Below are 23,051 nucleotides of genomic sequence, written 5' to 3' on the forward strand. Positions count from 1 at the left end.
TTCAATACCGCCCCACTATAGCGTTGCACCATCATATGACCACGCAGCATCGCTACTCGGTGGAACGACATAGCAGCAGGACACCGCGCCGCACCAGAAAGATTGTTTAACTGTCAACATTTTACCACGTCGACCGAGAACTCCGATAGGCTAAAAAGCATGGCTGAAAGTTCGGAGCGAAACACCCGAAATACCGCAGCGCGTAACGAGCAGCGCGAGCGCTATGGGGACAACAGTCGCACTCTCCCCGCAAAATTGGTTGTCATCGCTATTGTTGGCATGCTCGTCATCGCCGGCGCATACATCTTCGTTCAGATGAACCGCGTCTCCACCCCGGATGTCTCTGCAACGCAAGCGGGCTGGAGCCGCACTCCAGGGAAGGAAGATGAGCAGTTCATCTTTACGCTGGACGTCACCCGCGAAAAGCCAGAGCTGGATAGCTACTGCATTATCTATGCGCTGAACTATGACGTGGCAGAGGTCGGCCGTCGCGACGTATTCATCCCGGGCGGCGGCCCCGCTACCGTGCGGATGGACGTCCCCATTGCCACCCGCGAGCTGGCCGTCGCAGGCGATGTCTATGGCTGCTCCACCGACATTCCGGAGTTCCTCGCACCTGCGAAGTAATCTCCCTTCGCAACTGAGGATTGTGCGCTGCGGGGCCACGTCGTAAAGCGTGCGCGACAACACTCCGAACGCGCCTGTTATTGCCTTGTGGCGTGACAGTGCTATCCTGTGACGCAGCCGACGGCCCCACGCGGGGCCGCTTTTGTATTAAATAGCCAAAAACACAGGAGGAACCATGACTGAGGCAAAGAACAATAGCCCATGGCTCACCCAGGAGTCCCACGACAAGCTCAAGGCCGAGCTTGAGGCGCTATATGAAAACCGCCCGGTCATCGCCGCCGAGATTAACGAGCGCCGCGAAGAGGGCGACTTGAAGGAAAACGCCGGCTACGATGCCGCCCGCGAGCAGCAGGGACAGGAAGAGGCACGCATCCGCTACCTCGAAGACCTGCTCCAGCGCGCCACTGTCGGCGAGATTCCGCAGGAGTCCGGTGTGGCTCTGGTCGGCACCGTGGTCCACGTCTACTACGACGGCGACGAGGACGACACCGAGACCTTCCTCATCGGTACCCGCGGCGCTGACTCCTCCAACCCGAACCTGGAGACCTACTCCACCGATTCCCCGCTGGGTAAGGCTCTGGTCGGCGCTAAGGAGGGCGAGACCCGCACTTACGCTTCCCCGAGCGGCGACGAAGTGTCTGTCACCGTAATTAAGGCTGAGCCGTACAACCCGGAGATGGATGCCTAAGCGCTGAGGTTACTTACCCCGGCGCTAGACCGCCTCAACCCAGGCGGCGATCTCGGGCCACAGCGCCCGATTCTTGGACCGATAGAAGCCCATATGGCCTATCGGTCCATTTTTTGTACCCTCTCCCGCTTCGATATCACGCTTTACGACGTCACACTGCACAGCCCAATCGGTCAATATGTCGACTGCCGGTCGATTGGCCCACCGCACACCCGGGTTTAATGCGAATCGAGAAAGCAGCTCATCAGATAAGAGCAAAGCGCCGGCCAACCCGTAAAACGGGCTAACCGGCGCTTGTGCGTTAGTTAGTTTTTCTAGCGTTTAGTCCCTGAAGTAGGACAGCAGACGCAGAATCTCGGTGTAGAGCCAGACCAAGGTCACGGCCAGGCCGAGGGCGACGCCCCAGGCGTACTGAGCCGGAGCACCTGCGCGAACCAGTCGGTCAGCCTGATCGAAGTCAATCAGGAAGCTAAAGGCTGCCAGGCCGATGCAGACCAGCGAGAAGATGATCGAAAGCATGCCACCGTCACGCAGCGGGAAGCCCAGGCCGAACAGGGAGAGCACCAGGTTGCCCAGCATGAGGACCAGGACACCAATCAGAGCCGCACTCATGAATCGGGTGAACTTCGGGGTCACACGGATAGCGCCCGACTTGTAGACGAAGAGCATACCGATGAAGACACCCAGGGTGGCCAGCACGGCCTGCATAATCAGCGCACCAGCAGCAACGCCCTGAATCGGGGCGGTGAACATGAAGCTGATGCCGCCGACAAAGAGCCCCTCGAAGGCCGCGTAGGTGAGGGTGACTGGAGCGGAGCCGTACTTCTTGCCGAAGGTGGACACCAAAACAGTAATCAGACCACCGATGGCGCCGACAATAGTCAGAATCATGGCCAGGCTGGTGGAGACACTGACGGCAATGAAGAAGTTGACTGCAGCCAGAACGATGATGGTTGCCAGTGTGATGCCAGTCTTGGAAACGACATCGTCGACCGTCATCGGACGGTAGTCGGCGGCAACCTGCGACTGGTACGGGTTATCCCCGTAGTCAGCGCCCATCTGACCTTGGCCGTAGTGATGTGCGCCCGCCTGTCCGCGGGCGACGGTCTTAGTAAGTGAACTGAATGCAGGATTGCTGCTTTCGCGCACGTCGTCCTTCTTTCTTTTTCTCAGTTTTTCTTACAAGTTTTGAACTCAGGCACACGCGCATACGTTTGCCTACACTGTCTACAACGGGCGACGTAAAGGTATTGTTCCCAACCCTGAAAAACAGTTATTATCAAGGTAATTCCTCGCCTGCTGGCGGTGATTTTGTAATCGCGGAAACACTCACAGTCGCCAGGCGTGGGCACCACTTGAGTGATTACGAAACAGGAGGTTGGTCAAGATGTCTGATGGCCTTGACTACGATCCGGATACGACTGGTGATTTCGACGAGACCACGCTCGATGGCTCAGAGGGGCTCGATGGCGACTTCCTCACCGGTGACGGCGAAAACTATGTAATGGATACGCCGGACCGCTGGCGGGGTGCTTCTCCGCATGACACTCTCGGCAAGCGGTTGGCAGAGGAAAAGCCGGACATCGATGTCGACGACGATCTGGATGATGACCCGGAGATGCGCTACGGCGATGTCGACGGCCACGAACCGTTCGAGTTCGGCAACGATGGCCCGCGCGACCCGGACCGCAACCGTCGGATGGGCTGGACTACCTACTAACTTTTAGTAGTTTTGCCAAATTTACTATCTCGGAGCGTCGCGCAACAGTAGTATCTGTGCCATGACAGCATCTACTGCCACGACAAACCGAACTACCATCCGCAATCCGCTTAACGACGAGCTCGTTGCCCGCCTTCTTCAGCGCGTCACGGTAGCTGATAAGTCGAAGACCGCCACCATCTCGGCGCCATTTACCGGCCAGGAGCTGGCGCAGATTCCTGTCGGTACCCAGGCCGATGTCGACGAGGCCTTCAAGCGTGCCCGTGCGGCGCAGAAGAAGTGGGCCCGCATGGCACCGGAAAAGCGCGGCGAAGTGCTGCACCACTTCCACGACCTGCTCTTTACCCACTGCGACCAGGTGCTGGATTTACTGCAGGCCGAGACCGGCAAGAACCGAGCCAGTGCCCACGAGGAGCTCGTACACACCGCTATCACCGCCCGCTACTACGGCAATCAGGGCCCGAAACTGCTTGAGCCGAAGCGAGCACACGGCGCTGTCCCGGTACTTTCCAAGACCACCGTCTACCACCACCCAAAGGGCGTCGTCGGTGTTATTGCTCCGTGGAATTACCCACTGACCCTCGCGGTTTCCGACGCGCTGGCTGCACTGATGGCCGGTAACGCCATCGTGCTCAAGCCGGACAGCACCACTCCGTTTACCGCTCTCTTCGCTGTCGATTTGCTCTACCGCGCTGGTCTTCCGGAGGATCTCTTCCAGGTCATTCCAGGCCCAGGTCGTGTTGTCGGCCAGGGCATTGTCGGCCAGTGCGACTTCCTGATGTTCACCGGCTCCTCCGAGACCGGCCGCTCACTGGCACAGCAGTGCGGCGAGCGCCTGATTAGTTTCTCCGCGGAGCTCGGCGGCAAGAACCCGCTGATTGTCGCTGAGGATGCCAACATCAACCGCGCGGTCGAGGGCGCGCGCATCGGCTGCTTCACCAACTCCGGTCACCTGTGCGTGTCCATTGAGCGAATCTATGTCGTGGACTCCGTCTGGGACGAATTCGTCCCGGCATTCACCGACCGCGTGAAGGCAATGTCCATCGGCGCTGGCTACGAGTGGGAAACCGAAATGGGCTGCCTGCAGTCGCAGGGGCAGTTCGACACGGTCAAGTCCATGGTCGACGAGGCCATCGAGGCCGGTGCCACTGTACTGGCCGGTGGTCGTCCTCGCCCGGATCTGGGACCGCTGTTCTACGAGCCAACCGTGCTTGCCGACGTCCCGGAGGGCGTCGCCCTGCTGACCGAAGAGGTATTCGGCCCAGTGGTAGTCCTCCAGCGCGTCTCGGATGTCCATGAGGCTATCGCCAAGTCCAACGATTCCCGTTATGGCCTCAACGCTTCGCTGTGGACCTCCCCGCGTCGCGCAAAGGAGCTGGCTCCACAGCTTGAGGCCGGCACCGTGAATGTCAACGATGGTTTTGCTGCAGCCTTCGCGTCTGTCGATGCCCCGATGGGTGGTTTCAAGGATTCGGGTGTGGGCCGTCGTCAAGCAGCAGGCGGCTTGCTGAAGTACACCGATGAGCAGACGGTGACCGTGCAGCGTCTTTCCCCGGTGTCGATGCCGCAGATGCCGCGTGAGCTGTACTCGAAGGTGTTCAACACGGCACTTGTCCTCGGCAAGAAGTTCAACGTCCTGCCGTAATACGTGTGTAGCGCACACAAATAGCAAAAAGCCAGGTCAGAAAACTCTCTGACCTGGCCTTTTGGTGCCCCCAGTGGGACTCGAACCCACACTGAAAGGATTTTAAGTCCTCTGCCTCTGCCAATTGGGCTATAGGGGCCCCTAAAAAAGATTAATGGGCGATATGGGTGTCTACCAAACTCGCCACAATTCCGTCGAGGATATCCTTCTCGCTGATGTAGAAAAAGCGCTGCTCTTCCTTGGCTGCCTCGGAAAGCGGCAACGCCTCAAACATGTCCATCAGACCGTCAACAATGATGGAACCACCGGCGAAGACATCCGCGCGCTTCGGGTGCATGACCGGATTCGCAGCAAGGGATTCCGCATCGGTCTCGACGACGGATGCTGTCAACGCACGCAACGCCGCAAAGCGCAGCTGCGACAGGTGGATTGCCTCCGGGTCGTAGGTTTCTAGGCCCTGTGCCAGCGCCGACAGGGTGGTGAAGGTCCCGGCGCAGCCGACGATGGTGCGAGCCTTGTCGACAGGCACCTTCGCAACAATCTCGTCGGCCAGTTCCGCAACATACGAACGCGCCTCCTGGACCTGCTCCGCCGTCGGCGGCGAGGCCTGCAGGAACCGTTCGGTCAAGCGCACACTGCCCATAGCCACGGAATCAGAGCCGGCTACCGTACCATCGTGGTCACCGACAATAACCTCGGTGGAGCCGCCGCCGACGTCGATGACGCAATACGGCCCCAGCTCGGGCTCCAAGTCATCGACTGCCCCGCGGAAGGACAGCGCGGCTTCCTCGTCGCCGGAAATAACCTCGGCCTCTGCACCCCACGGAGCGAGAATCTCGCGGGTCATGGCGAAGAAATCGTCGCGGTTGCTTGCGTCGCGCGTCGCCGATGTCGCCACCATTCGGACTGCTTGCACTTTTTCGACCTGCATAAGCTCTGCATACTTCATCAGAGCCTCCCGCACGCGCTCCAGTGCCTCCGGGGCCAGCATGCCAGTGGCATCCACGCCCTGGCCAAGGCGGACGATTTCCATCAGTCGGTGCAGTTCTGTGATTTCGAGAACTCCATCGACGACCTCGACCTGGCTGATAAGCAGTCGAAGCGAGTTAGTGCCGCAGTCGACGGCAGCGAGGGTCATCATTTACCCCTCCACCCCCGGATACGCAATACCGAGCTCGGAAATCGTCGGCCAGTCCGCGGGAATCGCGGTGCCGCGCAGCTTCTCATTCTCCGCCGCCAGCGCCACCGACTCCGTACCCAGTCGGAAGTGATCCGGCCCCTTTGCCAACGCGTAGGCAATAAGAACGTGTAGGCACTTCACGCGCGTCGGCATGCCACCACCGGAGAAGTCCGTGCCCAGGTCTTCCATCTCATTGCGCTCAGCCAGAAACGCCTCGTGTGCACGCTGGTAATCAGCGGCAAGCTCTTCGTCGCTTTCCAGACGCGCGGTCATTTCCTTCATCACGCCGGTCGTCTCCAACCGGGAGGCCTCCGCTGTCAAACGCGGATCAGTCAGGTAAAAGAGCGTGGGAAACGGCGTGCCATCGTCCAAACGAGGCTTCGTCTTGACCACACCAGGAGTGCCGTCGGGGCTGCGGTAAGAGATGTCCACTACACCCCGCGGTTCACGTCCGAGCTGCTCCGCTATCACTTCCAAATCTGCGGTATCCACAGACATCGGTCACACTCCTTTTGCTTCCGTTTTACTGACACATAATCTCACAGTGGCCTTACAAGCGCGTTGTTTCGCTTTACGACGGCACACTCCGCCGCGCATGCAACCTCACCGAGAGCCCTACGGAGATTTAGGACTCCGGTACCGTCGGCAAACTCTCGGGCCTCGTTGCCTGATCGCGCCCCGGATTAGGGCGAGTCTCTTCAGGTTCGGGCGGGATGGAAATGGAATCCCACAGCGTCTCGTACCACTTCTTTGCCTGGTGCTGCGGAATTTCCTCCGGCTGCGTCACGGGCTGTTCGCCCACTGCCGGATCGAGGATACGGAATGGGGTCTCCCCCGGCTCTACCAACCCCAGGCGCAGACGTGCCTGCTCCTTGATATAGGCGGGGTTGGAGTAAAGCTCCTTTTCATCCTCTAGCTGCTCAATTCGCTGTTCCATGCGAGCAATATTGTCCTGCGTTGCAGCCACATCCGCCTGCTGTTGTGCAAAAGTCCGCAGCGGGATTGCGAGAACAGATACTAAGAAAAGCACCAGTAGACCAATACCGATCTTCTGTGCCGTGCTCAGCGAGCGCATTCCCGATGCGATTGCCGCTGCCGAACGTTGCCCCGCCCCTGCAGGGCGCGACTGTGTTCCGCGGCGAGATCGGTCCGATGCACTCATGCCCCACACTCTACCCGACCGCCAGCCGATGAAATAACAAAAACCCGCCCACAACCACGTGCGTGGTGCGGGCGGGCAGTGCTATACGCAGCTTCCGCAGCGTATCAACTACTTACTTAAAACGCGGGAAAGCGCTGCGGCCAGCGTAGACTGCGGCGTCGCCGAGGTACTCTTCGATGCGCAGCAGCTGGTTGTACTTAGCAACGCGCTCGGAGCGAGCCGGAGCACCGGTCTTGATCTGGCCACAGTTGAGACCAACGGCCAGGTCAGCGATGGTGGTGTCCTCAGTCTCACCGGAGCGGTGCGACATCATGGTCTTGTAACCGGCGTTGTGGGCCATTGCGACGGCCTCGAAGGTCTCAGACAGGGAACCGATCTGGTTGACCTTGACCAGCAGAGCGTTAGCGGCCTTCTTCTCAATGCCCTCAGCCAGACGCTTCGGGTTGGTAACGAAGAAGTCATCGCCGACAATCTGGACCTTGTCACCAAGCTGAGCGGTCAGGGTAGTGTAGCCCTCCCAGTCATCTTCCTGCAGTGGATCCTCGATGGAGACGATGGCGTAGTTCTCAACCAGGTCAGCGTAGACAGCGGCCATCTCCTCAGCGGTGTGCTCGCCGCCCTCGAAGTGGTACTTGCCGTCCTTGAAGAACTCGGAAGAAGCCACGTCGAGAGCCAGAGCGACGTCGTCGCCCAGCTTGTAGCCAGCGGCCTCGATTGCCTCAACAATCAGGTCAAGAGCAGCCTTGGTGGAGTCAACCGACGGAGCGAAGCCGCCCTCATCGCCGAGACCAGTGGACAGCCCCTTGTCCTTGATGACCTTCTTCAGTGCGTGGTAGACCTCAGCGCCGACACGCAGTGCCTCCTTGAAGGTCGGGGCGCCAATCGGAGCAATCATGAACTCCTGGACGTCAACGCCGGAGTCCGCATGTGCACCACCGTTGAGGATATTCATCATCGGGACCGGTAGAACGTGGCCGTTCGGGCCACCGACGTAGCGGAACAGGTCCAGGCCAGCGGACTCAGCAGCAGCCTTGGCAACGGCCATGGACACACCGAGAATGGCGTTGGCACCCAGGCGGGACTTGTTGTCGGTGCCGTCCAGCTCAATCATGGTCTTGTCAACGAGACGCTGATCCTCAGCCTCGAGGCCGATAATTGCGTCCTCAATCTCCTCGAGCACCGCACGGACAGCCTTCTGGACACCCTTGCCCAGGTAACGATCCTCACCATCGCGGAGCTCGTGAGCCTCATGCACACCGGTGGAGGCACCGGACGGAACCGCAGCGCGGCCCACAGCGCCGTCTTCCAACAGCACCTCAACCTCAACGGTCGGGTTACCACGGGAGTCCAGAATTTCGCGTGCGTTCAACTCGATGATTGCAGCCATAGGTCACCTTTCCGCCGGAACCGTTCCGGCACATGACTCCAATTGTGGCACGGTTTGCCAACCTTCGCCTTAAATCCTTTTCACCCTATGCGGGCTGATTCAGCGCATAGTTCGCCGCAGCGTCCCGAACATCGCGAAGATACTGCTCAGATTGGTTATATGAGCGAATTGCAGATGCCCACCCTTCCGGGGTGGCGAGGTCGCGTTCGTCGCTGCAGAGCATCCGCGCGGTCGTCGCAGTCGCGTCGTCGATGTTATTGGGGTCCGCGACACTATCCCCCGAAGCATCCATCGCAAAGCGATGCCATGTCTCGGGAATAAACTGCATCGGCCCCACAGCGCGGTCATACTCTGTGTCACCATCGAGTTCGCCATTGTCAGTATCGAGAACCTCAGCGAAGCCATTCGTGCCGTCCAGCGGCGGACCGATAATCGTCGGACGCACTACCCCATCGGCACCGATATGCGCCGGCTTGAGCCAATTGCCCGAGTACGTGCCGTGATTAGTCTCCACCTTGCCCAGTCCTGCAAGCGTGTTCCACTCCAGGTGGCAGTTCGGGAACTGTTCGGCCGCAATCACATATGCGTTGCCGTAGGCGCGGAGGGCGTCCTCAGAAATCCCCGTCTTCGGAGAAATCTGCTGCGCCCACTGTCGGAGCTGTTCAGAGGTGCGCCCGGGCGCGTTGACATCAATCATCGGCGGTGGCTCAGCCGCGGCAGGCGGCACATTGTCCGGAATCGGCTTCTTGGTCAACGACGGGATAACGGGTCCAGTGAACATCGCCAACGCCCCAACCGTGCCAATGATAATCAGCACCGCCAGGGAGGTTAGACCGAGGCAGCCACAGCCTCGCGAGGACTTCTTTTTCCCCCTACTGCGGCCACGCGACTTCGCCCCGCGGGGTGCGGGGTGCGCGTATTCATCAAAGGGAGAATTAGAAGGCATGGGGAATTACTCTACGGGGTAAACCATAAAAATCACTCAAACTCGAGGACAGAAATCACTTTTGTTGGAAACTAGCTGTCGCTTTCCGACGGGCCGAGGTCCTCAGCCTCTTCGTTATCTTCGCTGCCCGCTGCCCACTGCCCAGCACTACCGGCCTGCTGATTCTCCATCTGGGCCAGCTCAGCCAGGAATGCGCGTGAAGCCTGTCGGGTTCGCTCTTCCGCACCGGACTCAGTCTCCAGTCCCGGGGTCGGGACCAGAATCTCCACTGGAATGTCTGCATCGGACAGTCCCAGCGCACGTGCGCGGCGGATGGCTTCCTCAGCCAAAGTCAGAGCTGGCAACTGCGTAGCCGGGTTCGAGCGCGGACGTCCGCGGCCGTAAGTCCACAGTCGCTCCTGCTCTTCCTCCGAGACCATTTCTCCCTCGGCCACAGTGCCGTCGAAGAGGTACGGCTGACGAGCTCGCATCTTCAAAATAAAGTCGGTCGCCACGTCGTCGAAGTCGAAGTCCTCAGCGATTTCAGCGTGGAAGAGGACTTGCAGCAGCAGATCTGACAGCTCGCTACGAATGTCACCGCCCTCGTTGACTGCATCGACAAACTCGTAGGTCTCTTCAATGAGATACGGCAGCAGGCTCTTGTGCGTCTGGCGAGCTTCCCACTGCCCCGTGCGCCGTGCGGCCGCCATGATGTCCACCGCCTCGACGACGTGGGGCAGACGAGCTGCGGCAAGCTGTTCCTGCGGAGTCAGCGGTTCTGCCACTGGTTCCGGTTCTGGTTCCGGCGCCGACTCCTGCACGGGAGCCGCTGCAACCGGAGCGGCCGGGTCCGCTGGAGCTGCTGGGTCCGGTGCATCATCCAGTTCGACGGAGTAGACTTTCTCGCCCGCATCGAGGCGATCGAGTACCTCGTCATTTTCCATATCGGTGGTGACTAGAATCTCCGCCTGGGACACCGAGTGCCCACCGGCGTCGGCGATTGCCCAGCGCACACGGATCGGGACTTCTTCGGTGTAGCTGACTTCACCGGTCAGCAGGCTAGCGGCTTCCAGCGGAATTGCAGTTGGAAAGCGGCTATCGAGCTTGATGATAGTCATACGGTTTCTAGTCCTTTCCCATGTGCGAGATATCCATACGTGGAATTCCCGCCATCGATGTCAAGAAGTCTGCTACCCACTGCACCAATGCAATATCGCGGACAGGTTTTGCCCGCAACCCTCGCCCTTCCTTCGGCATTCCGACGGAAACCGTGCGCGTTGCCGCACGATAGGTCGCCTGTGGATACAGGCGCTTGAGACGCACCTGCTTGGAGTCAGCAAGCTCCATAGGGGTTATTCTAATGTGCGCACCCATGGCTTGAACTTCATGCACGCCGAATTCCCGGCAAATAATTCGAAGTCGTGAAATAACCGCCAGTCTTTCCACCTCAATGGGTGGGGTTCCGTAACGGTCGATGAGTTCTTCGAGCACTACGTCGATATCGTCCAGCGCACTGGCGGCAGCAAATTTGCGGTACGCCTCTAGACGTAGGCGTTCCGACGACACATATTCGGCCGGAATATTCGCATCCACCGGCAAATCAATCCGAACTTCCTTCGGTTCGTTATCGGAAGCATCCGGCGTTTCACCATCGGCCACTGCCTTCAGTGCAGCCACGGCCTCGCCAACCAGTCGGACGTACATGTCGAAGCCGACGCCGGCAATGTGACCGGACTGCTCCGCACCGAGGATATTTCCGGCTCCGCGCATTTCCAGGTCCTTCATGGCCACGGCCATACCGGCACCCAAGTCATTGTTCTGCGCGATCGTGGACAGACGGTCGTAGGAAGTCTCCGTCAGCGTCTGATTCTCCGGGTAGAGGAAGTAGGCATAGGCGCGCTCACGGGAACGGCCCACGCGACCACGCAGCTGGTGTAGCTGGGAAAGACCCATATGGTGGGCGTTTTCCACAATCAACGTATTGGCGTTGGCAATATCCAGGCCGGTCTCCACGATGGTGGTACACACCAGCACGTCGTACTCGCGCTGCCAGAAGCCATCGACCGTGCGCTCCAGCTGCTCCTCCCCCATCTGACCGTGGGCCACCACCACACGGGCCTCGGGCACCAAATTGCGGATATTCTGTGCGACCTTGTCAATGGTTTCCACCTTATTGTGCAGGTAGAACACCTGGCCGTCGCGAAGCAGCTCGCGCCTGATAGCAGCGGCGACCTGCTTGTCAGACTGCGCGCCGACGTATGTCAGCACCGGGTGGCGGTCCTGCGGTGGGGTGAGAATCTGGCTCATCTCGCGGATGCCGGCAATCGACATTTCGAGCGTGCGCGGAATTGGCGTTGCGGACATGGTGAGCACGTCGACGTGGTGACGCAGCGCCTTGATGTGTTCCTTGTGCTCGACGCCGAAACGCTGCTCCTCGTCAACGATGACCAGACCGAGTTCTTTCCACTGCACGCCGGTCTGCAAGAGACGATGCGTGCCGATAACAATATCAACCGTCCCATTCTTCAACCCTTCGAGAACCTCTTTGGAGTCCTTCGGCGAGGTGAAGCGAGACAGCCCGCGGATGGTGACTGGGAAGCCCTCCATACGCTGAGTGAAAGTAGTCAAATGCTGCTGTGCCAACAGCGTGGTCGGCACCAACACTGCTACCTGACGGCCATCTTGAACCGCTTTGAAAGCAGCACGCAGTGCCACCTCGGTCTTGCCGTAGCCGACATCGCCGATGAGCACGCGGTCCATCGGTACCGGCTTTTCCATGTCGGACTTGATTTCGTCGATGGCCTGCAGCTGGTCCTCAGTCTCGGTGAAGGGGAAGTTATCCTCCATCTCCTGCTGCCACGGCGTATCCGGCGCGAACGCGTGGCCCGGCGCGGCTTGACGCTCGGCGTAGAGCTTGACCAGCTCTTCCGCAATCTCGCGGACAGCACCACGGGCCTTGCGCTTGGTGGACTTCCAGTCCGAGCCGCCCATCTTCGACAGCGCGGGCTTTTCGCCGCCGACATAGCGCGACAGCAGATCCAGGCTCTCCATCGGCACGTAGAGCTGGTCCGAGGGGCCTCCGCGCTTGCTCGGTGCGTACTCGAGCACCACGTACTCGCGGCGAGCCTGATCCTCGCCCGTGCCGATGGTGCGCTCAGTGAGCTTCACAAATCGACCGATGCCATGAGTGTCGTGTACGACGTAGTCGCCGGCCTTCAGTGCCAGCGGATCCACGCGACCACGGCGCTTCGCCGGTTTACGGCGACCACCAAGGGCACCTTCCGCGATGCGGTTACCCGTGATGTCCTGCTCAGTAATCAGAGTCAGCGCGCCACCGGGAATACGCGGGAACACCAGGCCGCCGTGCAAAACACCCTGGTAGACGGTAATTCTTCCGGACTCGGGATACTCCGGGCCCGCCGCCATGCGCGTCGCAATTCCGGCTTCCCTAAACCTTTCCGCTTGCCGACGCGCTCCCGCGGGCGTCGCCGCCACGTACGCCACTCGTTCCCCCGCGACCGTGGCATCGCGCAGCTGCTTCATCAGGTGACCAATTTCCTTTAAGTCACCGCGTGGCGCGGGCCCAGGCTCAAAGGTTAGCGGCAGCACATCATCTTCGGTGACCCCCGCCTCCAACATGCCGGGCGGGGAAATATGCCACGAGGTGGGCATCGGGATAGAGGCCAAGCTGCGGTAAGCGCTGGGCTCCAGACCATCGGTGGCGATTGGCGCCGAGCCACCCATCGCGGCCGTTTCCCACGCTGCGGCCATAAACTCCTCGCCCGCACTAATCAGGTCCTGCGCGCGAGAGCGAATGCGCTCCGGCCCGCACATGAGCACATGCGTTTTCTCCGGCATGACCTCGGTGAGCATCTTCATCGGATGCTGACTAATCAGTGGAATCAGCGACTCCATGCCCTCCACCCACTGGCCATCACCGATGCGGGTGAGCATTTCTTGGACCTGTCCAGAACGCGTGGTGGCGAGTTTCTCCGCGGCGGCCTTCACGTCGTCGTCGATAAGCAGTGCACGACACGGGAAGATATCCAGCTGGTCGATCTCTATCTCAGAGATTGTGCGCTGGTCAGCGACGGAAAAGGCGCGCAGGTCGGTAACCTCGTCACCCCAGAGCTCGATACGAACCGGCAGCTCTTCGGTCGCCGGGAAGACATCGACGATGCCGCCACGCACGGCAAACTGGCCACGCCTGCCGACCATGTCCACATGCGAATAGCCGTGATGCACCAGCCGCTCAACCAGGTTCTCGCAGTCCTGGTCCAGCTGGATGTGGATGGGCGCGCTGGCTTCAGCCTCGAGGTCGTCCACAATCGGCTGCACCAACGAGCGCACCGCCGCAATCAGAACGTCGACTTTGCCCCGGCGAACGTCGTAAAGCGCCTTACGACGCTGCGCCACGGTATCCACGGCCGGCGAAAGCTTCTCATGCGGGAGTGTCTCCCACGAGGGGAACATAGCTACACGGTCGCCGATCATCGACTTGACCTCGGCAGTCAGGTCCTCCGCCTCACGGCCAGTAGCCGTGACGACCAGCACCGGCACCTTCGTGGACATGGCGTAAATAAGGTGCGAACGCACCGGGTCCGCACCCGTGAGCGCCAGCTCGTCTTCGCCGATGCGCCCGAGCACGCCGACAAATTGGGGATCCGTGACAACGAGGCTTTCCAGCCCCGACAGCGGGTTCGGCAGAATGCTGGGTGTGGCTTTCGCCGAGGAAGACGCAGAAGTTGGCATAGCCCCAATATAACCATGCACCCCGGATTCACCCTGCGTGCTGGTTAGCCGTTCTCCGCCACCTGCATCGGGTCTGCTGCAGCACCTGCTCCGAACTTCGCGCCCTCAGCGGCCGCTGGCACATCAGCGGAGCCATGCAGAGTCGGGGCCCCCTCCATGCCGGCCAGCCCGTTCCAGCACAGGTTCACGATGTGCGCCGCCACCGTCTCCTTATCCGGACTGCGCTTCTCCATCCACCAGCGAGCGGTCTGCGAAACCATACCGACCATGCAGTTTCCGTAGAGCACCGACATGGCCGGGTCGAAGCCAGCGCGTTTGAAAGCCTCGGCGAGGATAGGCGTAACCGACTCAGTGGCATTATTCAGCAGCGTCTCATAGCCACCCGCCACACCGGGGTCGCGAGAAATAATGGAGAATCCCTCCGGGTTTTCCTCGACATAAGTCAGCAGTGCCAACACCGCCTGTTCGATGCGGTAACGCGAGCGCCCCAGGGACAACGCTTCCCTAATCGTGGCCTCCAGGGTCTTCATCTCCTGGTCGACGACTGCCTGGTAGAGCCGCTCTTTGGTACCAAAATGCTCGTAGACAACCGGCTTTGACACCCCGGCTGCGGCAGCGATCTCCTCCATTGAGGCGGCATCAAGCCCCTTGGCGGCAAAGATTCCACGGCTGACTTCTGTCAGCTGAGCTTTGCGCTGTGGACCGGTCATACGTCGTCTCGGAGAATTGGAGGCCATGCTTTTAGATTAGTGGCTAAAGTCTTGCTATCGTATATCGCAGGCGCAAGCGAGCCGGCTGAGTCGACTCAGCCATGCAATTTTTTCGCGTTCGCCCCATTCTCCCATGGTGTAATGGCAACACTCCGGTTTTTGGTACCGGCATTCTAGGTTCGAGTCCTGGTGGGAGAGCAAGCGGGGGGCCGGCCCCTTAATTAAGAAGTGACTTTTCGCCCCGCCGTGACCGTGATGCACCCTGACCGAGGAGTAGCAAGTTTCATGTCAAACGGTTCGGCCACCGCTGTGGTCATTCTCGCCGCGGGTCAAGGCACCCGAATGAAATCCGATACGCCGAAAATGCTGCACGCTATCGGCGGTCGTACCATGTTGGAGCACGCGCTCTATGCCGCCAAGGGCATTAATCCGGAAGAGATTGCTGTTGTCGTTGGCCACCAGCGCGAAAAGGTAATCGACGCCATCGGCACCTGGACAGAGAAGGCCGAGCACTCCAACGACGTCGTCATTGCCCCGCAGGAAGAGCAAAACGGTACCGGCCACGCTGTTCAGTGCGCACTGGAACACCCTGAGCTGCAGAATTTCGATGGCACCATCTTGGTAACCACTTCCGATGTTCCGCTGCTGGATTCCGAAGCGCTCCAGGCGCTGCTCGAAGAGCACAACCGCAAGCCACGCGCTGCCGTGACCGTGCTGACCTCCACTGCTGAAAACCCGCACGGTTACGGCCGCATCGTTCGTAACGCCGACGGCGAAGTTCTGCGCATCGTGGAGGAAAAGGACGCCTCCGACGAGGAACGTGAGATCACCGAGGTCAACTCCGGTGTCTACGCATTCGATGCCGAGACCCTGGCAAACGCCCTCAAGCAGTTGGACACCAACAATGCCCAGGGCGAGCTCTACCTCACCGATGTCATTGGCATCGCCCGTGAGGCTGACCGCTCAGTGCGCGGCCACCGCCTCGCCGACGCCACCGTCGTCGCCGGTGTCAATGACCGCGTACAGCTGGCTACCCTTGGCCGCGAGCTCAACCGCCGCACCTGCGAGGAAGCTATGCGCGCGGGTGCCACTATCGTCGATCCGGACACCACGTGGATTGATGTTGAGGTGGAGATCGGACGCGATGTCACGATTCTGCCGGGCACCCAGCTGCACGGCAAGACTGTGATTGGCGACGGGGCCACCGTGGGACCGGACACGACACTGACCAACATGGTCGTCGGCAAGCGCGCCAGCGTCGTGCGTACACACGGTTCCGATTCGGAGATCGGCGAGGATGCGACGGTCGGACCGTTCACCTACATTCGCCCGAACACCAAACTCGGTGTCGGCGCGAAGCTCGGTGGCTTCGTAGAGGCGAAGAACGCGCAGATTGGAAACGGTTCGAAGGTTCCGCACCTGACCTACGTCGGCGATGCGGAGATTGGCGAGCACTCCAACATTGGCGCCTCCAGCGTGTTCGTGAACTACGACGGTGTCAACAAGCACCGCACCGTTATCGGCTCGCATGTTCGCACCGGCTCCGACACCATGTTCATCGCTCCGGTGACCGTGGGTGATGGTGCGTACTCAGGTGCAGGTACTGTTATTAAGGACGACGTTCCTCCGGGAGCATTGGCGGTCAGTGGTGGCCGTCAGCGCAACATCGAGGGATGGGTCGAGCGGAAGCGTCCAGGTACCGCTGCTGCTGAGGCAGCGCAGGCGGCGCAGGTAGCTGACAACGCTGACAACAACAAGGAAGACCAGGAAGGCTAGACGGCAGATGACCGGCCAGTGGATCGATAACCAAAAGAACCTCATGCTCTTCTCCGGAAGGGCACACCCGGAATTGGGCGAGGCAGTTGCCAAGGAGCTCGGCACAGAGCTGACTCCGATGACCGCTCGTGATTTTGCCAACGGCGAAATCTTCGTGCGCTACGAGGAATCCGTCCGCGGTTCCGATGCCTTCGTGCTACAGGCACACCCGGCACCGCTGAATAAGTGGCTCATCGAGCAGCTGATTATGATTGACGCGCTCAAGCGCGGTTCGGCCAAGCGCATCACCGCTATCCTGCCGTTCTTCCCATACGCCCGCCAGGACAAGAAGCACCGTGGCCGTGAGCCGATTTCCGCTCGCCTGGTCGCTGACCTGCTCAAGACCGCCGGCGCTGACCGCATCGTCTCCGTGGACCTCCACACCGATCAGATTCAGGGCTTCTTCGACGGCCCGGTCGATCACATGCACGCCATGCCGATTCTGTCGGAGTACATCAAGAAGAACTACTCCCTGGACAACCTCGTCGTGGTCTCCCCTGACGCCGGCCGTGTGAAGGTTTCCGAGAAGTGGGCCAACACCCTGGGCGATGCCCCGCTGGCTTTCATTCACAAGACCCGTTCCGTCGATGTCGCGAACCAGGTTGTCGCCAACCGTGTGGTCGGCGAGGTCTCCGGTAAGACCTGTCTACTCATCGACGACATGATTGACACCGGCGGCACCATCGCCGGCGCTGTCAAGGTGTTGCGTGAGGCTGGCGCTTCCGATGTCATCATCGCTACCACGCACGGTGTCTTCTCTGACCCAGCTCGCGAGCGCCTGTCGAAGTGCGGTGCCCGCGAGGTCATCACCACCGATACTCTGCCGCAGTCCACCGAGGGCTGGGACAACCTGACCGTCCTGCCAATCGCGCCGCTGCTGGCTAAGACGATCCACGAGATCTTCGAAAACGGTTCCGTCACCACTCTCTTCGAGGGCCAGGCATAAGCTCTTTCCGCTTGCCGACGGGCACCCCGCCGCGACCAGCAACCTAGTTTTGCTGGTGGTGGCGGGGTTTGCTGTTTGACCTGTTAGTCCACTACAATTTTTCCGGTAAGTCTCGGCGAGGGCGGCCACAGTAGGTGGTTGCCGTTATCGACGCGACGCTCGCAGCCCAACTTTTGCGCCCACGGTGGCATGGATGCGGCACGTGCTCGACTCGACGACTCAGTATCGAATCGTTTAGGAGTCCATTTTCATGGCAAAGCCCAACATCATCAAGATTGATGCTCGTAACCGCACCGAGTTCGGCAAGGGTGCCGCTCGCCGTGCCCGCGTTGCTGGCGACATCCCGGTTGTCATCTACGGCGCTGACCTGGATGCTCCGAAGCACATCCTCGTTGACACTCTGGATTTCCACGCTGTCATCCGTAACCACGGTGTCAACGCTGTTCTGGACGTCAACATCGAGGGCGAGTCCCAGCTGTCCATGGTTAAGGCTGTTGACCAGAACCCGCTGACTCTCGACATCGACCACGCTGACCTGCTCGCCATTCACCGTGACGAGAAGGTTGAGGTTGAGGTTCCGGTCGTTCCGACTGGCGAGCTCGCTCCGGGTGCCCTGCTCATGCAGGATGCCGAGACCATTCTGGTCAATGCACCGGTTCTGGCTATTCCGGAAGAGATCGAGGTCTCCGTCGAGGGTGCAGAGGTCGGCACCATGGTTCACGCCGGCGACGTTACCCTGCCAGAGGGCCTGGTCCTCACCGACGACGCTGACCTGCTCATCTTCAACATCGTCGAGCCGGAGGAGGAGCCGGCTGGTGACGTCGATGCCGACATCGAGGGCATGGGCGAGGCTGAGACCCCGGATGAGCCGGCTGAGGAATCCGCTGAGTAATTTAAGCGCTCGTAAAATTAGCTAACAGCTAGACGAAACGGGGACGGAAGCAATCTTCCGTCCCCGCTTTTCTATGCTTTGCGATGTTTCGTCATCATCGCCACTGCCGGCGTAATCAGCAGAGCATTAGCACCAGCCATCGCAATGGCCATAGCCGCTACCCCGCCCACATCTGCAATAACGCCAAACAGCAACGCGCCGGCAGGAATCAAAACGCGATCGGTCTGAGAGATACCACCGAATAGACCTCTCTGCTCTTCCGGAGCCAGCAAAAGGACCGCTGCCCTATTCGAAGTTCTGTATAACTGTCCCACCAGTCCAATCACCCCGATTAGAACTAGTCCGACTGCTACCGGCAGGTACCCAACTGCTGACAGAGCTACCGTCGGCAAGCACAGAAGCGCAGCAGACAGGAAAGCAATTGTGCTGGGGCGCTCGGGTAATAGGAAACGAAGGCAGAGTGCTCCGGTGACTGCTCCGACACCTGAAGACGCAGAAAGATAGGCGATTCCCATCTCCGCCTTTTCGTCGAAAATCACATCGGCGAGGATTGGCAGCATGGCTGTGTAGGGAAATATGCACAGCATTGGACCTGCACCGAGAACTAGCTGAGCTCCAAGTCTGGGGAAGCTCCACGCCTGAGTTAGCACCTCCGACCAGGGCGACTTCTTCGCTCGAGCATGCACGCAGCCAACAGGGAATTGCCGTGGAAGTGCACGGGCCAGCACTGCCGAGATAGCGAATCCAAGCCCACTAACTGCAATTACAAGTGCCGGTCCCTCTCCTGCCATTAGTGCTCCTGCGAGCCCAGGCCCAAGAATCAACGATGTTGTCAGTGCTAGTGACAGCGACGACATCGACCTCAACAGTCCCGCTTCCGCACTAATCCGCGCAAGTACGGTATTGCGAATTGCTGGTTCTGCCGAGGTTACCGTTGAGCGCGCGGCCACGAGAAGCAAAACCGCCCACACTGCCCACTGATAGTCTGCAACGAAATACATTGTTCCGGCACATGCCAGAGTCATCACGGCCCCAACGGCCAATACAGCAGCCAGCAGTCGGGTGGGCTCGGACCTGTCGGCCAGCGCGCCCAGGTGTGGCCCGGCTACGATGAGCGGAACCAGGCGGGCGAGGGTCATTATTCCCACCATCGTCGCTGAATTCGTCGTATGAAACACCCACCAGTTGAGCGCCACTAGTTCAGCCGCAGCTGCGATACGTGACAGGAGAGCCTGCCCAATCAGTACTCGAATTGCCCAATTCAAACGTCTATCACTCATGCACCAACTCCGCTACCAGCGGATTTGCCCTGTCAACATAAATGTCTGCACCAGTCTCCGTCAACCTCATAGACAAAAATCCCTTGCGTCTCATGGTTGGTCGCCCCATCCACTCGAGATCCTGAACAGGAATAGGTAGTCGGCACTCCGAGATAACGCGGTCGACCTGCACTCGGACGCGGTGCCACAGCGCTTCTTCGCCTATACCCTGAGCCTTGGCGAACTCCTGCACGATTCCATCGAGATTGCCGAATACACAGGCGTAGAATCCCTTGTTCAGAAACTCTTCATAATTGTCGGTCAGGGTTATTGAACCTTTTTCGAATGCCTGCGCCGATTTGGCTCCTAACCGAGAAGCCAGCGCACGCAGCCCGGAAAAGTCTCGGAGGAGCAATCCTCGATAAACTGGAGCCTCCCCGCTGAGGTCAATCTTGACCATTGTGTTCTGCAAATGTTGCTCCAAGGAAATGCCGTGGAAGAACATGAGTCCGAATACCGTTGCCACGAGGTCGTAGACGTAGTCATCGAAGAATCCGGGTGCGATATCCGCCAATGGACTTTGTACCTCTTCGCAGTGACCCCTTAGTGAGGAAGCACTCACTGCAATCTCCCCGTCGTTCAAGTACACCGAGGGATCTTCGCGTATTAGTGCCGATAAACCCCTCTGTCGAGTCTTTGTGTCCTCTTCGCGGCGAGCCAGTGCGACTCCCGCCAGCTCGGGCACCACCGTCACCTGAGGGTTCAGCCCTACTTCCTGACGCAGCCGTTCAACGGCTTCACTAACAACTTCGGCGACTCTAGGCGTTCCCAGCGCGCTGTTTTGGGAAATCGACCGCCTGGTCGAGGTCAGGGTGACGTCGACAGCACACTTGAGAAACGGCCTGCAACCCAAAGCTCCCAGCGAGTGCGGAATCAAGGTGCGAAGAGAGATTGTCGGTCGGGCAGCAAGAGTCAGCAGCGGAATCACAACAATTTTGCCAGCGACAATTTCGTCCTCGTAGACGTCGGTGATGACGTGGCGTAGTTGCCAGGGGTGCACCGGAATAATTGCGTAGTCGCCCGCAACATGGGCTCGGTCGAGGTAAGACTTTGCTGCTTCGATATGCTTCGGAAAATGCTGCTCCAGAAGCTGCTCAAAATCCCCACTGGCCCCGGGCTTGGACATTTCCACCATGCCTCGATCGACGGCGACGAATCTGAGATCAACCGTGCCGCCCGATTCTGGGCCATAGAGCATCGATTCCTCTGTACTAAAACCACGCCGTAATTTGGCCAACGGGTGTACGTTATGCCCAGAAATACAGAAAGAATCAGCGGCCGCTGTCGCCTCATGAGACAGCAAGGGACGCAGCAGCTCCCAGAAGCTACCGGACCAGTCCCCAATCCGTCGACTTACTTGAGCTCGAACCAACGCCAAGTTCTCCCGGGCGTTGGAGATATCAGGTTGCAGGGCGACTAGGGCATCGTCGGAAAGTTCCTCTTCGGCGGCCGATTTCTCAATCCGGTGTCGGAGAGTCTCATCAGCCCAGCTCAGCCATGGCTCAATACGCTGACAGAAGTGCTTATTGTCCAGCAATTCAATAGCAGCGAGTGGATTTAGTTCATAGACATAGTCCTGTTCTGTGACCGCGCCACTTAGCCGCATACCGAGCACCCGCTTAATCGGCACCTCGGAACCGAGAAACTTCCGAAAAACGATTTCGCTGATGTTTTCGCCGCCGTCCTCCACAGACTCCAGCAAAGCTGCACGGATACGCCAGTACTCCTCCGCAAGCAATTCACTATTGCCCCGGTCAATCCTACGACGCGTAGGTGCGGGAAGATTGGCTGCTAAGTGCAGGTGACGGTAAAGGTTCGCGACAAGTGGATAAAAGGCTTTATCCACAAGCCGGATCGGGTCATCTTCGACAAGCGCGGTTCCTCGTAGCTGCTGCCCTACTGAAGTACGTCCGATGGGCCCCTGCTCGAGGACTCGGCACCCGCCCAAGTCACGGACGATTATGCGCTCCGGCCAACCATCACGCAGCACAATCACAGTGTTTTGCGGGTGCGGCTCCACCGCGATACCCCACCGTGCCAGCAGCGCTGCGACTGGCACGAAGAGGAGCCGTCCCAGCTCCCGGAACCACTTTTCGTATACACCTGGTTCGTTGCCCAATTCATCGAAGAGATCGCACAGAATGGGACGAGACGACAGCGGATTGCGGGAAAGAAGCGTCGCCACCGGCATGGCCACATCATCAGCTTCAAGGTCTGCAGTGGGATCCTCTCGGAATACGGCGCCAAAGCAGTGCGCTCGCAGTCCTGAGTCTGCATCCCACCGCACGGCAGCAATATCTCTTGCGACGACAAATCCCGGCTTATCGTCGCTACTCCGCGGGTTAAACCCGCTGTCAAGCTCCAACACCTCAGAAATTTTTTCCGAGATAACCGGTGCCGCGACCGCTCCCGCCGAAATACCTCGAACCGCCCCTGTGAGCTGAATTTCAACCGCAACCTTGATGTGCATCGCCCCCTTTCCATCCGACACTCGGAGAGTGCGAACCGACATTAGGGGCTCGGCAAAGGCAGTGGTGTCCAGCAAGATGATTTCGCCATTAGCGATTTCGTTATTGAACTCGGATGCGATGATTCTCTCCCATTGGAACGGGTGGACTGGAATCACGGACCATCCGCTAATTCGCCGTCGCTCTAGCTCTGATGCCAGCGCCGAGGCAAGGCGTGGTAAGTGGCTGCGAATAGCCTCCAGCGTGGGCAGCCCTACTTCATGCACCCGCGCGTTGTTCACAGCGGCGAAGCGAAGTTGGATAGATTCGGTCTGTTCGGGGAGGACGTCGGACCATTTTTTGCCAATTCCGAGCGACGTCTTCGCTGCTGGACTCGCCGGGTGGCCGTCACAGACTAGCTGTTCACACCGAGAGAGAAGAGCAGAGGCTCCAGCTTCACCCGAGAGTTTTTCCGAACGCCGACGCAATGCATCCACCAGTGCGAAATAACCTGCTCCGGAGTCCCCTACGCCCCAACGCCGAACTATTCCCTGACGAGCTCGGCGCAGGCCTGCCACACTATCGGAGATTTCAGCACAGGCTCGGTCGAGGTTCGTTGGATTTATGCTGAGCAAGCGCTCTTCAGCGAGTCTCCTAAGTAAATCTGCTGAAGTTAGCTCACTGTCGATGAGGCGTTCGGCCTGTTGAACTGACTTTCCTTCTTGAATCAGGAGACGCTCGGATCGGAGAGCTGAAACGAGTCGTCGCCTAATTTCGGCTTCACAACTGTCACTATTTACATACACATTTGGCAACACAGAAGGTAAGGCTACCCT

Annotated in this window: 18 protein-coding genes and 2 tRNA genes; 8 read left to right on the plus strand and 12 right to left on the minus strand. The window is 59.4% G+C overall.

The annotated features are described in order from the left end of the window. The first annotated feature begins 159 nt into the window (after positions 1-159). Positions 160-627 (plus strand): DUF4307 domain-containing protein, encoded by a 468-nt coding sequence (locus tag HMPREF2708_RS09760; RefSeq protein WP_070834085.1) that lies wholly within the window; start codon positions 160-162, stop codon positions 625-627. A 175-nt stretch (positions 628-802) separates the two neighbouring features. Further along, a complete protein-coding gene (gene greA, locus HMPREF2708_RS09765; protein ID WP_070834086.1) occupies positions 803-1,315 on the plus strand; it encodes a transcription elongation factor GreA in 513 nt (170 codons plus the stop codon). A gap of 321 nt (positions 1,316-1,636) precedes the next feature. Here greA and HMPREF2708_RS09770 read toward each other — a convergent pair whose 3' ends face one another. Then, complete coding sequence (locus tag HMPREF2708_RS09770; RefSeq protein WP_070834087.1) at positions 1,637-2,464, minus strand: Bax inhibitor-1/YccA family protein; 828 nt, start codon at positions 2,462-2,464, stop codon at positions 1,637-1,639. Positions 2,465-2,702: 238 nt separating this feature from the next. Between HMPREF2708_RS09770 and HMPREF2708_RS09775 the strand changes: the two genes are divergently transcribed. Continuing rightward, positions 2,703-3,035: a hypothetical protein gene (locus HMPREF2708_RS09775; protein ID WP_070834088.1), complete on the plus strand. Its 333-nt coding sequence runs from the start codon at positions 2,703-2,705 to the stop codon at positions 3,033-3,035. A 61-nt stretch (positions 3,036-3,096) separates the two neighbouring features. Then, complete coding sequence (locus tag HMPREF2708_RS09780; RefSeq protein ID WP_070834089.1) at positions 3,097-4,680, plus strand: succinic semialdehyde dehydrogenase; 1,584 nt, start codon at positions 3,097-3,099, stop codon at positions 4,678-4,680. 62 nt (positions 4,681-4,742) lie between these two features. On the opposite strand, the gene HMPREF2708_RS09785 is transcribed toward HMPREF2708_RS09780, so the two are convergent. The 9 genes from HMPREF2708_RS09785 to HMPREF2708_RS09825 all read right to left on the minus strand — a co-directional run bounded on the left by HMPREF2708_RS09785 (position 4,743) and on the right by HMPREF2708_RS09825 (position 14,823). Further along, a tRNA-Leu gene (locus HMPREF2708_RS09785) sits at positions 4,743-4,819 on the minus strand. A 12-nt stretch (positions 4,820-4,831) separates the two neighbouring features. Next, positions 4,832-5,821, minus strand: a complete 990-nt coding sequence (locus tag HMPREF2708_RS09790) for a Ppx/GppA phosphatase family protein (protein ID WP_070834090.1) — start codon at positions 5,819-5,821, stop codon at positions 4,832-4,834. Next, positions 5,822-6,358 carry a DUF501 domain-containing protein gene (locus HMPREF2708_RS09795; RefSeq protein ID WP_016423198.1) on the minus strand — a complete coding sequence of 179 codons (537 nt, stop codon included), beginning with the start codon at positions 6,356-6,358 and terminating at the stop codon, positions 5,822-5,824. It lies immediately after the preceding gene. Between the two features lie 127 nt (positions 6,359-6,485). Next, positions 6,486-7,022, minus strand: a complete 537-nt coding sequence (locus tag HMPREF2708_RS09800) for an FtsB family cell division protein (RefSeq protein WP_070834091.1) — start codon at positions 7,020-7,022, stop codon at positions 6,486-6,488. A gap of 112 nt (positions 7,023-7,134) precedes the next feature. Continuing rightward, positions 7,135-8,409 carry a phosphopyruvate hydratase gene (gene eno, locus HMPREF2708_RS09805; protein ID WP_070834092.1) on the minus strand — a complete coding sequence of 425 codons (1,275 nt, stop codon included), beginning with the start codon at positions 8,407-8,409 and terminating at the stop codon, positions 7,135-7,137. A gap of 85 nt (positions 8,410-8,494) precedes the next feature. Beyond that, entirely contained in the window at positions 8,495-9,355 is an 861-nt protein-coding gene (locus tag HMPREF2708_RS09810) for a lytic transglycosylase domain-containing protein (RefSeq protein ID WP_070834093.1), read from the minus strand. Between the two features lie 71 nt (positions 9,356-9,426). After that, positions 9,427-10,452 (minus strand): MazG nucleotide pyrophosphohydrolase domain-containing protein, encoded by a 1,026-nt coding sequence (locus tag HMPREF2708_RS09815; RefSeq protein WP_070834094.1) that lies wholly within the window; start codon positions 10,450-10,452, stop codon positions 9,427-9,429. A 7-nt stretch (positions 10,453-10,459) separates the two neighbouring features. Then, a complete protein-coding gene (gene mfd / locus HMPREF2708_RS09820) occupies positions 10,460-14,086 on the minus strand; it encodes a transcription-repair coupling factor (protein ID WP_070834095.1) in 3,627 nt (1,208 codons plus the stop codon). Between the two features lie 44 nt (positions 14,087-14,130). Beyond that, entirely contained in the window at positions 14,131-14,823 is a 693-nt protein-coding gene (locus HMPREF2708_RS09825) for a TetR/AcrR family transcriptional regulator (protein WP_141750501.1), read from the minus strand. A 100-nt stretch (positions 14,824-14,923) separates the two neighbouring features. Here HMPREF2708_RS09825 and HMPREF2708_RS09830 point away from each other — a divergent pair. From HMPREF2708_RS09830 to HMPREF2708_RS09845, 4 genes are all read left to right on the plus strand, one after another. Next, positions 14,924-14,994 (plus strand) — tRNA-Gln (locus HMPREF2708_RS09830). 87 nt (positions 14,995-15,081) lie between these two features. After that, the gene (glmU, locus tag HMPREF2708_RS09835) at positions 15,082-16,572 is read left to right on the plus strand and encodes a bifunctional UDP-N-acetylglucosamine diphosphorylase/glucosamine-1-phosphate N-acetyltransferase GlmU (protein ID WP_070834096.1); all 1,491 of its coding nucleotides are present in this window, start codon (positions 15,082-15,084) and stop codon (positions 16,570-16,572) included. A 7-nt stretch (positions 16,573-16,579) separates the two neighbouring features. After that, positions 16,580-17,557, plus strand: coding sequence for a ribose-phosphate diphosphokinase (locus HMPREF2708_RS09840; protein ID WP_070653330.1), 978 nt, complete (start codon positions 16,580-16,582; stop codon positions 17,555-17,557). Between the two features lie 250 nt (positions 17,558-17,807). Next, the gene (locus tag HMPREF2708_RS09845; RefSeq protein WP_038626221.1) at positions 17,808-18,449 is read left to right on the plus strand and encodes a 50S ribosomal protein L25/general stress protein Ctc; all 642 of its coding nucleotides are present in this window, start codon (positions 17,808-17,810) and stop codon (positions 18,447-18,449) included. A 71-nt stretch (positions 18,450-18,520) separates the two neighbouring features. Here the strand turns inward: HMPREF2708_RS09845 and HMPREF2708_RS09850 are convergent, their stop codons facing one another. Together HMPREF2708_RS09850 and HMPREF2708_RS09855 are read right to left on the minus strand one after the other, a co-directional pair. Continuing rightward, positions 18,521-19,729, minus strand: a complete 1,209-nt coding sequence (locus HMPREF2708_RS09850) for an MFS transporter (RefSeq protein ID WP_070834097.1) — start codon at positions 19,727-19,729, stop codon at positions 18,521-18,523. Continuing rightward, a complete protein-coding gene (locus HMPREF2708_RS09855; RefSeq protein WP_070834098.1) occupies positions 19,722-23,033 on the minus strand; it encodes an IucA/IucC family protein in 3,312 nt (1,103 codons plus the stop codon). The genes HMPREF2708_RS09850 and HMPREF2708_RS09855 overlap by 8 nt, the downstream gene beginning before the upstream one ends. Between the last annotated feature and the right edge of the window lie 18 nt (positions 23,034-23,051).

It is taken from the genome of Corynebacterium sp. HMSC073H12 (genome assembly GCF_001837775.1).
Lineage (GTDB): Bacteria > Actinomycetota > Actinomycetes > Mycobacteriales > Mycobacteriaceae > Corynebacterium > Corynebacterium amycolatum.

What these genes read in the sequence shown, in the direction of transcription:
- HMPREF2708_RS09775 (WP_070834088.1), top strand. Translation starts at nt 2,703, where the DNA reads ATGTCTGATGGCCTTGACTACGATCCGGATACGACTGGTGATTTCGAC.
- glmU (WP_070834096.1), top strand. Translation starts at nt 15,082, where the DNA reads ATGTCAAACGGTTCGGCCACCGCTGTGGTCATTCTCGCCGCGGGTCAA.
- HMPREF2708_RS09840 (WP_070653330.1), top strand. Translation starts at nt 16,580, where the DNA reads ATGACCGGCCAGTGGATCGATAACCAAAAGAACCTCATGCTCTTCTCC.
- HMPREF2708_RS09815 (WP_070834094.1), bottom strand. Translation starts at nt 10,452, where the DNA reads ATGACTATCATCAAGCTCGATAGCCGCTTTCCAACTGCAATTCCGCTG.
- HMPREF2708_RS09760 (WP_070834085.1), top strand. Translation starts at nt 160, where the DNA reads ATGGCTGAAAGTTCGGAGCGAAACACCCGAAATACCGCAGCGCGTAAC.
- HMPREF2708_RS09780 (WP_070834089.1), top strand. Translation starts at nt 3,097, where the DNA reads ATGACAGCATCTACTGCCACGACAAACCGAACTACCATCCGCAATCCG.
- HMPREF2708_RS09850 (WP_070834097.1), bottom strand. Translation starts at nt 19,729, where the DNA reads ATGAGTGATAGACGTTTGAATTGGGCAATTCGAGTACTGATTGGGCAG.
- eno (WP_070834092.1), bottom strand. Translation starts at nt 8,409, where the DNA reads ATGGCTGCAATCATCGAGTTGAACGCACGCGAAATTCTGGACTCCCGT.
- HMPREF2708_RS09825 (WP_141750501.1), bottom strand. Translation starts at nt 14,823, where the DNA reads ATGGCCTCCAATTCTCCGAGACGACGTATGACCGGTCCACAGCGCAAA.
- HMPREF2708_RS09790 (WP_070834090.1), bottom strand. Translation starts at nt 5,821, where the DNA reads ATGATGACCCTCGCTGCCGTCGACTGCGGCACTAACTCGCTTCGACTG.
- HMPREF2708_RS09800 (WP_070834091.1), bottom strand. Translation starts at nt 7,022, where the DNA reads ATGAGTGCATCGGACCGATCTCGCCGCGGAACACAGTCGCGCCCTGCA.
- HMPREF2708_RS09845 (WP_038626221.1), top strand. Translation starts at nt 17,808, where the DNA reads ATGGCAAAGCCCAACATCATCAAGATTGATGCTCGTAACCGCACCGAG.
- mfd (WP_070834095.1), bottom strand. Translation starts at nt 14,086, where the DNA reads ATGCCAACTTCTGCGTCTTCCTCGGCGAAAGCCACACCCAGCATTCTG.
- HMPREF2708_RS09810 (WP_070834093.1), bottom strand. Translation starts at nt 9,355, where the DNA reads ATGCCTTCTAATTCTCCCTTTGATGAATACGCGCACCCCGCACCCCGC.
- HMPREF2708_RS09795 (WP_016423198.1), bottom strand. Translation starts at nt 6,358, where the DNA reads ATGTCTGTGGATACCGCAGATTTGGAAGTGATAGCGGAGCAGCTCGGA.
- greA (WP_070834086.1), top strand. Translation starts at nt 803, where the DNA reads ATGACTGAGGCAAAGAACAATAGCCCATGGCTCACCCAGGAGTCCCAC.